7 protein-coding genes and 1 pseudogene are annotated in these 10,635 nt (G+C 49.4%); 3 read left to right on the top strand and 5 right to left on the bottom strand.

What is annotated here, in order from left to right; genetic code table 11:
• The first annotated feature begins 34 nt into the window (after positions 1–34).
• Together tsaE and trxA are read left to right on the top strand one after the other, a co-directional pair.
• Complete coding sequence (gene tsaE / locus FYJ73_RS07835; RefSeq protein WP_154534164.1) at positions 35–448, top strand: tRNA (adenosine(37)-N6)-threonylcarbamoyltransferase complex ATPase subunit type 1 TsaE; 414 nt, start codon at positions 35–37, stop codon at positions 446–448.
• A 259-nt stretch (positions 449–707) separates the two neighbouring features.
• Entirely contained in the window at positions 708–1,028 is a 321-nt protein-coding gene (gene trxA, locus FYJ73_RS07830; RefSeq protein WP_154534163.1) for a thioredoxin, read from the top strand.
• Positions 1,029–1,408: 380 nt separating this feature from the next.
• On the opposite strand, the gene FYJ73_RS07825 is transcribed toward trxA, so the two are convergent.
• Positions 1,409–2,686 carry an IS1380 family transposase gene (locus tag FYJ73_RS07825; protein ID WP_336509589.1) on the bottom strand — a complete coding sequence of 426 codons (1,278 nt, stop codon included), beginning with the start codon at positions 2,684–2,686 and terminating at the stop codon, positions 1,409–1,411.
• Positions 2,687–2,922: 236 nt separating this feature from the next.
• Between FYJ73_RS07825 and FYJ73_RS07820 the strand changes: the two genes are divergently transcribed.
• Positions 2,923–4,539, top strand: coding sequence for a glycoside hydrolase family 43 protein (locus FYJ73_RS07820; protein ID WP_154534162.1), 1,617 nt, complete (start codon positions 2,923–2,925; stop codon positions 4,537–4,539).
• A gap of 121 nt (positions 4,540–4,660) precedes the next feature.
• Here the strand turns inward: FYJ73_RS07820 and FYJ73_RS07815 are convergent, their stop codons facing one another.
• The 4 genes and pseudogenes from FYJ73_RS07815 to FYJ73_RS07800 all read right to left on the bottom strand — a co-directional run bounded on the left by FYJ73_RS07815 (position 4,661) and on the right by FYJ73_RS07800 (position 9,909).
• Positions 4,661–4,840, bottom strand: a complete 180-nt coding sequence (locus FYJ73_RS07815; RefSeq protein WP_154534161.1) for a hypothetical protein — start codon at positions 4,838–4,840, stop codon at positions 4,661–4,663.
• Between the two features lie 126 nt (positions 4,841–4,966).
• A pseudogene (locus tag FYJ73_RS07810) lies at positions 4,967–5,489 on the bottom strand (IS110 family transposase); the annotation flags it as partial.
• An 18-nt stretch (positions 5,490–5,507) separates the two neighbouring features.
• A complete protein-coding gene (locus tag FYJ73_RS07805; protein WP_154534160.1) occupies positions 5,508–5,696 on the bottom strand; it encodes a hypothetical protein in 189 nt (62 codons plus the stop codon).
• A 211-nt stretch (positions 5,697–5,907) separates the two neighbouring features.
• Positions 5,908–9,909: a hybrid sensor histidine kinase/response regulator transcription factor gene (locus tag FYJ73_RS07800; protein WP_154534159.1), complete on the bottom strand. Its 4,002-nt coding sequence runs from the start codon at positions 9,907–9,909 to the stop codon at positions 5,908–5,910.
• Positions 9,910–10,635: the final 726 nt, after the last annotated feature.

The raw sequence follows: 10,635 nt of genomic DNA, 5'->3' as shown, positions 1-10,635 counted from the left end.
GATATAACAAAGAAAAGAACATAGATTTATCATTATGGAGATAAAGATTCAATCACTGGACACGATCCGCGAGGCGGCTCGTGAGTTTATCAAAGCCATGGGCGAGCACACTGTGTTTGCCTTCTACGGCAAGATGGGAGCGGGAAAGACCACTTTCATCAAAGCCATCTGTGAAGAGTTGGGTGTAGAGGACGTCATCACTTCCCCCACATTCGCCATTGTCAACGAGTATCGTTCTTCCACGACCGACGAGCTCATCTACCATTTCGACTTCTACCGTATCAAGAAGTTGGAGGAGGTCTACGACATGGGCTACGAAGATTACTTCTATAGTGGTGCGCTCTGCTTCCTGGAGTGGCCGGAGCTCATCGAGGACATCCTGCCCGGCGATGCCGTGAAAGTCACGATTGCTGAGCAACCCGACGGCTCACGTCTCGTCACCTTCTAAGTGTGCGCTTGCACGGCCACTGCTGTCATCTCTGCGTGGGCTTGGACGTAGAGATGGCAGCTGTCACTGCCGCGTCAGCCTTCTTTCGTGTCGCGTCAGTCTTCTTCCGTGCAGTGTCTGTCGGATTCTTTGCCCGCATGTGCCTTTTAAGGTTTTTAGAGCCGTTTTATCTTTTGTTTGAAAAGTTTGGGATTCTCAACTTTATTGCTTAATTTTGCAAACAGAAATTAATCACGTTACAAAATAGAAAGGTAAAGCAATGGAAGTAGAAATTACAACCAAGAATTTCGAGACTTATAAAAATGGCGAGCTGCCATTGGTAGTAGATCTCTGGGCAACATGGTGCGGTCCCTGCCGTATGGTGGCTCCGATCATCTCTGAGCTGGCACAGGAGTACGACGGCAAGCTTGTTGTCGGCAAGTGCGACGTAGAGGAGAACGACGACATCGCCATGGAGTTTGGCGTGCGCAACATCCCTACCGTGCTGTTCTTCAAGGGCGGTCAGCTCGTCGACAAGTTTGTCGGTGCAGCCTCCAAGGATAAGTTCGAGGAGAAGTTCAAGGCACTGTTGGAGAAGTAAACGATTGGCGGTAAGCCAAAGAAAAGAGATAGAGGAGAGCAGCCCACGGGTTACTCTCCTCTTTTCGTTCATCCCCTGTATAGTCCACGAACATCACTTGGGCTTATAACGCTCCTTCTTCGATGGACTAAAGAATATAATCGAATATAAAGAATAGTGTTGATAGATTTAGAATCGCACAGAGAGTTACCTATAATATATTCTTTATACCTCAAATCCGCAACCGCCCTCATAAGATGACACAGAGGTCAAAAAGGTAGCGACACTGTGGCAAAAGAGGGTGCAACGCAGCAAAAATCGCCACAAAGACGCATAAAATCCCCTTACCCCACCATGCGACTTGAGGCAATACGCAAAATCACGACCATAAGTTGTCGGTGTCATCCGAAGTCGGTCTGGAAAACCTCAGCATAAGCGTTGTTACATGTGTAGATATTCAACACATACTGCCTTGATGTCTTAATCCACTTGGCTGGTACAGAAATAAACCTGAAGACAAACGCCTTGATGCGACTTGTTACCTTTAGCCCGAACTTCGTCACGTCAAGCCTCTCCATGATGAATCTGTAGAAGTTGCGGATAAGTGCTGTAAGAAGAAGGAACACCGTGTTCTCCGCCATAAATGATTTAGGGAGCCTGTCCCATCCGAAACCATTGTTCATATCGTCAAAGATGCGCTCCTTCCCTCCGCGAAGATTGTAGAACTCCACAATCTCTCGCATGGAAGACTCGTAGTCATTAGTCAGGATGCAGCGGTAGGTGTATTCGCCTTCCCAAAGGTCAAGCACACCGTCCATTCGCTTCTGTCTTTGAATCACAAGACGGTACGCCTTCCCTTTCCACTTCTCTGCAAGAATGGAATTAAGTTCAAACTCAATACCATTAATCTCCTCCGTCTTCCAGCCTCTGAGAGCAAAGATGTTATTATAGAGCGAAGTGCAGCGGTTGGCACGGATATAGAAGGTCTTGCAGTGTTTTTCAACTTCTTCCACAATATCGTCCGAGCATGAACCGCAGTCTGCCCTGAAACGATTGACGGCCAGCCCTTTCCGTTCAAGTCTCTCAAAGAATCTGCTCAGCGTGTCCTTCTGGTGGAAACGCACGTTTGTGTTGCCGTCACTGTTCTCTATGCCGACAATCAAGTCTCCGACGACTGCCACGCCTGGACGATAGCCAAGGAACTTCTTGTATGTAGGCTTTGCATCATACTTCTCTGTCTCTATGAACTGGTGGTCGAAGTCAACATCATACATTTCTCCTTCCTTCAACTGCCCCGTTGCAAACAGACAGTTCAGGAGCAACGTGTTCAGGTTGTCTGCCGTGTTGAAGTCATAGGTCTTGCCTGTATCTGATGTATATGATATGTTTTCTTGAGTCAGTTCCTTTATGGCTCTGAGAATCGTGTCGGCACTACAGGTGCGAAGTGTCGGGTGAAGCGAGAGATGGCTCATCAAATGAGTAGTTACATCCTCAATACATGAGCCGCCACAGAAGTACACACACATTAGCGAACGAATGATTTCGCTGTATTGATAACCGATAAGTTTGCTTCTTAAACCGAGAGTCGAGTCAACAACTCCGCTTAAAACTCGGTCAAATGAGTCCATAATTGGAAAAAATCCACCAAAAGGTGTGATTTTCTCAGATTTTATTTGTATCTTTCAGATTTTATTTGTATCTTTGCCATGTTAATGCAGATTTTTATCTTGTTTGTTTTGCAGCACTAAGATAAGTGAAAAATCTGACATGGCAAAATCCTGAGCAACTTTTTGTTGCTCGGATATTAAAATATGTTTAATGTTATAGTGCTGCGGAATTAAGGATTCCCAATTTCCCAAAAATGCTTTTCCCTAAAACTACAAGACCACAAGGCAGCACATCAGGAAGGATTCTGATGCTGTCGGCACTGTTCGCCATTCACTTGGTTGGTGTGTTTGTCGAACCATCACTATTCACTCGCGAAGCGTCTGCTCAAGGCTATCGCAATCCGATTATCTATGCCGACGTGCCAGACAACACCATCTGCCGGGTTGGAGACTATTACTATATGATATCCACAACCATGCACCTCATGCCCGGCGCACCCATGATGCGAAGCAAGGACCTGAAACACTGGGAGACAGTCAGCTATGTGTTCGACCGAATTGAAGACGGCGACCGCTACAACCTCGTAGATGGCAAGACTGTATATGGACAAGGACAATGGGCCGCCAGCCTCCGCCACTACTTCGGAAAGTTCTACGTCTGGTTCACTACCAACGGAGAGCCATACCAGGGATTTCTCTATACCGCCGACAAGGCAGAGGGACCATGGAAACTCGTCAGTCGCCCACCCCACTTCCACGACGGCAGTTTCTTCATCGACGATGACGGCAGAGTGTATATCTTCTACAATTCGGGAGAAGCAGTGGAACTGACACGCGCCATCCTCGACGAGACAGGCAAGACATGGGGACAGGAAGCCGTACTGCGCAGATTCTCCATCCCAGTCCGCGACGGCATAGAAAATGCACTTCTTGAAGGAAACAACATGATGAAAATCAACGGCAGATACTACCTTCTGATGATTTCATGGCCCCGCGACAATATCCGTCGTGAAGTATGCTATCGCGCAGAGAGCCTCGATGGCCCGTGGGAGAAGAAGATAATACTCAATCACGCCCTGCCACCATTTCCCACCGCAGGTGTAGCACAAGGCGGTATAGTAGACTCCCCTACAGGAGAATGGTATGGCATCTTCTTTCAGGACAGGAACGGAGTGGGTCGCACCCCATGTCTCCTGCCATGCAGATGGGAAGACGGGTGGCCAGTCCTTGGCAATGCTGAAGGAAAAGTGCCAGACGACACCTCCGCCAAGTACATCCACCAGACAGGCATTCTCGGCAACGACGAATTCAGTTCCGACAGACTCTCGCTCTACTGGCAGTGGAACCACAACCCAGTCAACGAAGCCTGGAGCCTTACAGAACGCCATGGATATCTGCGCATGAAGACCAGCCGCGTAGTCGACAACCTGTTCGTAGCGCCAAATACCATCACACAACGCATGGAGGGACCGAAATGTGTAGGTACCGTATGCCTTGACATCAGCAAGATGCAAGATGGCGACAAGTGCGGACTGTCAGCTTTCTGCGGAACCAGCGGAGTACTCTGCATCTCCAGGAACGGCAAGTCGTCCGTCCTGTCCATGGAGGTACAGAACATCGAACTGGACAAGCAGCATACAGTAAGCAAGGTAAGAGTCGAGCAGAAAGCCAAAGTCAGGATTCCAGGAACAAAACGGCCTGTCTACCTCCGCGTATATGGTGACTTTACCAACGGACGCGACATCGCAACATTTGCCTACAGCCTGGATGGAAAGGATTTCATCCCTATTGGCAGCGACATGAAGATGATATTCGACGGGAACACATTCTTCATGGGCACCAAGTTTGCCATTTTCAACTACGCCACCAAGCAGAAAGGCGGCTACATCGACATCGACTGGTTCCACATCGACCACGAAGGGTAAGAGCCATCAGATTCAGCCCACCAAGCACATTGACAGACCACCCTGTAGCAGGAAGCGGATAGCAGAACCGTTCCACGAAAATCGCATCTGATCCAGAAATTTTTCTCTCTGGCAGCTTTCTCTACTTCTTCAAGGAAGCTTGATTTTGTAAAGCTGCCTTGCTGTTGTTTATTTGTTCCTGAAGTTCTTCTGGCGATAGAGGATGCTCTCTGGAGTACTCTATATCCCTTTTGCATCCTTCCTGATTGTCCCACCAGGCTTGTGGCAAGCCCAATTTCTTCTGTTCTTCTGTGAGTTCCATTTTTATCTAATTTACGACATTCCATGATATATTTGTAAATCTATCTTGAATTCCCCAATCCCCAGACCGATTCTTGATGGCTTTTATTCTAACCTGATACTCTGCTGGGCACAAATTCGGAAGTGGTCCCTCTGAAAGTGCCCTGACAACTTCCTTGTAGCTGACGCTGTCCGTGTTTGACACATAATTGCTCAGGCGGATGTTACACCGCTGCATCACGCCGTCAAGCTTGGAGAGCTTGCGCACGATTTCCGTGTCAAGGTCAAATATGCGCCTGTCGTATTGGCGAAGCTGCTGGATTATCTCCGGCGGCACGAAGCTCTTGGAGATGAGATCCTTCATCACGCACTCTGCAATCCACTGGGCATCCTTCACGTCGCTTTTCCTTCCGGGAAGCTGGCGGATGAAATAGGGATTGACAAGCTTGAGGTCAAAGTCTGCCTCAAGCACTCTCCTCACAGGTATCCAATACAAGCTCGTGCTTTCCATTGCTACCTCGCCAACGTCATGTGAAACCATCATATCGCGCATGGCGTCAAGCTCTGGTGTTAAAACTCCGAACACTTTCTCAATTTTTTTCTCCATTTTCGCGGAGGATACAAAGAAATACGCTATCTTTGTGCACGTCAAGGCCGCATACTGCTCTCATAAGCCTGCAATTTAAGGGTTAAACAATTAAAATATCGCCCCAAATATACAAAACAATTGTGACATAGAGCACGTTTCTGGCAGGATTGAGCGTATGTGGGCCTTGACTCATTGCAAAAACACCCCGAATGGGTGCGGTGGATAGACAATTTCTTCGTTTTTTATCTACGTTGTTGTGTAAACCGAAGTTTTTATCTAAATTTGCCATGTCAATGCAGATTTTTATCTTGTTTGTTTTGCAGCACTAAGATAAGTGAAAAATCTGACATGGCAAAATCCTGAGCAACTTTTTGTTGCTCAGGTACTTAAAAAGTTATATTTGTAATAGTGTTGCGGAATTAAGGTTATATTCGTTGGTTCTTCTTTATTTTGCGTAGCGGAGCTTTAAACTCCAAGACAGCGTATGCTCGTAAATGGGATCACTCAGCATTCTTTTTGTACTTTGAAGGCAGGTAGCCATAGAGATCCTTGAAACAGCGTGAGAAGTAGCGGGTGGAAGAGAAGCCCACCTTGTAGCTGATCTCAGCGATGCTCAACTGGCTTTGCACCAGCAATCGTTCAGCATGGCGCAGTCGTACGAGGCGTATGAATTCGCTTGGTGTCTTGCCCGTCACGCCGACCAGTCGCCGATAGAGTTGCACACGGCTCATGGCCAGGTCATCACTCATCTGCTCCACGGTGAGTTCCGGGTCGCTGAGATGTTCCTCGACGTAGAGTGTCGCCTTGTCGATAAAAACCTCATCCTGTGGTGTGATCGTTGGTTTGCTGATCTTTGGATCTACTTTGCCGTTGTCGACGATGCGTCCTTGTTTGAGCAACTGGTCGATGTGCAGTTTGAAGAGGTCCATGCTGAATGGCTTCTTGATATAGTCGTCGGCCCCGCATTCGCGGCTCTCGATTTCATTCTCATCGGCCAGTCTTGCGGTGAGCATCATCACGGGCAGATGATGTGTCCGGTCGTTTCCCTTAATTTGCCGGCACAGTTCGTTACCATCCATCTCCGGCATCATCACATCGGTGATCACCAGGTCGGGTATCTCATGATGGATGACATCGAGTGCCAGCTTGCCGTTTTCTGAGCAGAGAATCCGATAGGAGGCTTGCAGTTCTGTTTTGAGAAAGTTGAGAAAGTCGGGATTGTCGTCGACGAGTAGCAGTGTGGGCTGATGCTCATTAGTGTCAGATCGTTCACCGTCGGCCGTGTTGCAAACAGCAAAAGAGTCTTGCGCCATGCCGGCGTTGCCCAAGGCCTGGACATATCCGTCTCCCTCCACTTGCAAATCTTTTGCCGGCAGCACGATGGTGAAGCGTGCGCCCCCTCCCTTGTTGTCCTCTACCTTGATGGTTCCGCCAAGCATTTTGGCATATTCCCATGACAGGTTGAGTCCGATGCCGCTACCCATCTGTTCCTTGCCGTCCTCTCCTTGATAGAAGCGCTCAAAGAGATGAGCCTTGTCCTGGTCGCTGATTCCCGGCCCGTTGTCCGCCACGCTGATGAGCACCTGGCGATGGTCCTCAAGGCTGACGGTGACGTCGACGCGCCCACCTTGTGGTGTGAACTTATAGGCATTTGACAGCAGGTTGGTGACCATCCTGTCTACTTTACCTTTGTCAAATGCCAGTGTGAGTCGGGCCACGTCGGTATGGAACGTCAGCGTGATGGCTTTCTCTGACAGCGAGGCAAACGGTTCGCACAGCTCATGCACGAAAGTGATCAGGTCGCCCGTGCTGAGAGCAATCTTTTCTTTTCCTCGCATGATGCGTCTGAGGTCCAGCATTTTGTTGACCATCATCAGCAGTTGGTGTGCATTGCGGTTGATGAGGTGAAGCTTATGGAGCGTTGCCGTGTCGTAGTTTTGCTTCATCATGCTCTCTATGGGCGCAATGATGAGAGTCAGTGGAGTGCGCAGCTCGTGGCTGATATTGGTGAAGAAGACCATCTTGGCCTCTTCGATCTCTTTTTGCTTCTTGAGTTCCATTTTCTCCAACTCATTCGTTCTGCGTAGTCTCCACCTTCTGCGTCCGTTCCAAACAGCCAAGGCTGCCAACGTCAGATAGATGAGCAGTGCCCATGGCTGCAGGTAAAATGGTTGTCGGATCACAATGCTCATCTGTTCAATCTGCTGTGAGGGCAGGCCGTTGGCATCGGTCAGTCTGACTTCCAAGGTGTATTTTCCTGGAGAGAGATTGGTCAGATGCACACAGGGATCATTGCCGGATGCGACAGACCACTGTTTTTCCTCACCACGAAGGCGATAGAGTATCTGTGGCTGAGTCTGCTGTCCTGCGAGCGTCGTGGCCAGTTGTATGGTAAATGTGTTTTCGTCGTGGTTGAGTACCAGCTTGCGCAGGCTGTTGAGCGACTGCGTGAGGACTACGTGTCCATTGATTGAGTCACCCACGCCCACTACATGGTCAAAGAGCGTCAGACCACTGAAGATCAGATGCGCTTTGCTTTGTTGCTGTCGGGCTTTCCAGGGCAGTACGATGTTGATGCCGTCGATGCCACCCACAAGTACGCGGCCGTCGCGCAGGCAGAGAATTGACCGTTTGTTGAACAATCGGTTTTGCAAGCCACCTGCATGACCGTAAGGTGTGACAAGGTACCGGCTGCCGTCTTTACTTTGTTGGACCGAGATGCGCATGAGGCCGTTACTCGTGCTGGCCCAGATGTTATGGTAGTGGTCCTCGGCGAGTGCACAGACCTCGGTATGGGAATTTTGGTTTTGCAGGTTCACCTCGTTGAGCTGTTGTCCGTTGGGCTCAAGGACGTTCAGTCCGGAAGTGTTGGCAATCCACAGTCGGGCATGGGTGTCGTAGAGTACTTGGTTGACAGACAGACTTGTGAGTTTGTTGCCTTTCGGGTCTCCAGACTGTCCAATGTTCTGAAATCTGTGCTTTCCCGGGCGGAGCAGCGAGATGCCCTGTGAGTGTCCGATGGCCAGGGTGCCGTCGGCAGCCACCGACAGACTGGAGAGGTAGTCAGAGGTGATGTTGCTGTTGCGGGTGTTGTAGGTGGTGAACTTACCGCTTTGGCAGTCCAGGATCTGTAGTCCGCCACCGAGTGTGGCGATGGCGATACTTCCATCATGCAGTTGTGCCAGCGCCCATACGCTGTTGATGGCAAGCTGGGAGTTGTGTTGCCGGTAGGTGGTCCATCTGCCGTCTTTGAGGTGGGCGAGTCCGCCCTGATAGGATCCGAACCATAGGCTGCCGTCCTTGTCAGTCAGGGCTGCGACGATGACCTCGGATGAGAGTCCGCTTTGTGCGGGAGAGATGTGCCGGAGGTTTTTCTTCAGATCATATCTCCAGATGCCGTTGTCGTTGGTGCCGAGCCAGATATATCCGTCGCGTCCCTGTGTCATCGTGCAGATGTCGCCCAGGGGAATGAGTTTAAAGAGACTGTGCTGTGTGGCGCGCACGGCCATGCCCATGCGGTAGAAGCCGATCCACAGGGCGTCGTGATCGTCGACATAGAGGCATTGCAGCGTGTTGTCCGACAACGAGCGGGAGTCGGTAGGGAGGTTGAGCCAATGATTCAGCTCCTTTCCCTTCTTGTCGAGCATGACCAGTCCGTTGTGGTCTGTGGCGAGCAGCACATGCCCCCCGTGGTCCAAGGCCACGTCGTTGACTGGTCTGTCGTAGATGAGCCGCCAGGCGTGGATGCTGCGCTGATAGCAGTAGGCCTTGTTTTCTGCCCAAGCCCATCGGTTGCCCTGCCGGTCGATGATGGTGTGATAATGCTGGTTGGGTGTGGCGTCGTGGTTGGGAATGTAGTGGTCAGTCCACGCTATCGTGCCGCTATTGCGGTCGACCCACGCCATGGCGCCGCGGTTGTAGACCAGACATAGTCCTTTCTCCTCGGCATGGATGGAGGTGACATTGTTGAGCTGTCGTGGGCTCACCTTCATCACTGTCGCGTGACGGCGCTGAAAATCATAGTAGTAGAGCTTGTTAGGACTGACCGCCAAAATCCAGAGATTATGTTTTTTGTCAGTGTCCATCATCAGCAAATGCCCGCTGACATGGTGCTGATGCAACCATTGGTCAGTGTTTCTGTTGACTTGTTCTGTCTTAGGATTGAAGCGGCAGTGTCCTGCTGGCGTGTTGACCCACAGTTGCCCCTCAGCATCCTCGTAGAGGTTGAGAATGTTGTTGTCGGGTAGCGTATGGGGTGCACGGGGGTTGGCGTAAAAGACTCGTATGCGAAAGCCGTCATAGCGGTTGAGGCCTTGTGGCGTGCCTGCCCAAATGTATCCTTCGTGACTTTTAATGATACAGTTGACCTTGTTGTCCGACAGTCCGTTGTTGTAGGTCAGTCGGAAGAAGTGTGGCACCTCGTCCTGCGCGTGCGCAGTGAGGAAGCCGGCCAGCAATAGCGTTAAAATCCATATAGTTCTCAGTTGTTGGTAACAGTTCATGTAATGGGATCTTTACGTTTGTAAAGTTACAAAAATAAATGGAATTGACAAAATCTATACTGGTGAACGAGACGAAAAAGAGTAGCTATTCAACAATTTTGTTTCGAAAGACAGAAAAATAAAAAGACAACGCTGCAAAAGTTTACTTCTAACGAATAACTACTTACGGACTTCTCCAGTGGTCGTGACATTGTCTGCTCCAACGGTCTCACCGCATACGGTACTGTTAACAAGGTAATACCACCAAAACAAAGTGGATGCTATCAACCGAAAAGAATTCGGTGAATCGTTACGAAAAGGAAAGGTTGGGGAAAACTTGGACAAAAGCGATCACCTGATCCAAATGAAGTCGGATGGTATGGATTGTTGTATAAACTGACAATTTTCCGCCTGCGTGGCTGCGATTTTCTGAAGCAAACCATACCTTGCTCTGATTTGCGCGATTTTTAGACAGTTTTCTGTAAAGCCTTGATTTGTAGCAAGTTATACATACTTTGTATTTCTCTACCATGAAAAAAAGTACTTTGACGATGGAATTCTCATATAGAATTCGCGTCAAAGTACCTTTTTCTTGCTGTCATCTCAGTTGTTTGACCCGCTCATCTCAGTTGTTTCATCTGGTCAAACAACCGAGATGACAAGGTCAAACCAGTGTTCTGACAAAGGAAAATCGTTTTTTTGCTTGGATGAAGCCGATTTTCCCGTGTACAGTGCGTAGGGACTTCT

Origin of the sequence: Hallella mizrahii (assembly GCF_009695775.1) — a bacterium.
GTDB classification, from domain to species: Bacteria; Bacteroidota; Bacteroidia; order Bacteroidales; family Bacteroidaceae; genus Prevotella; species Prevotella mizrahii.
This window is presented reverse-complemented; position numbering and strand designations above follow the sequence as displayed.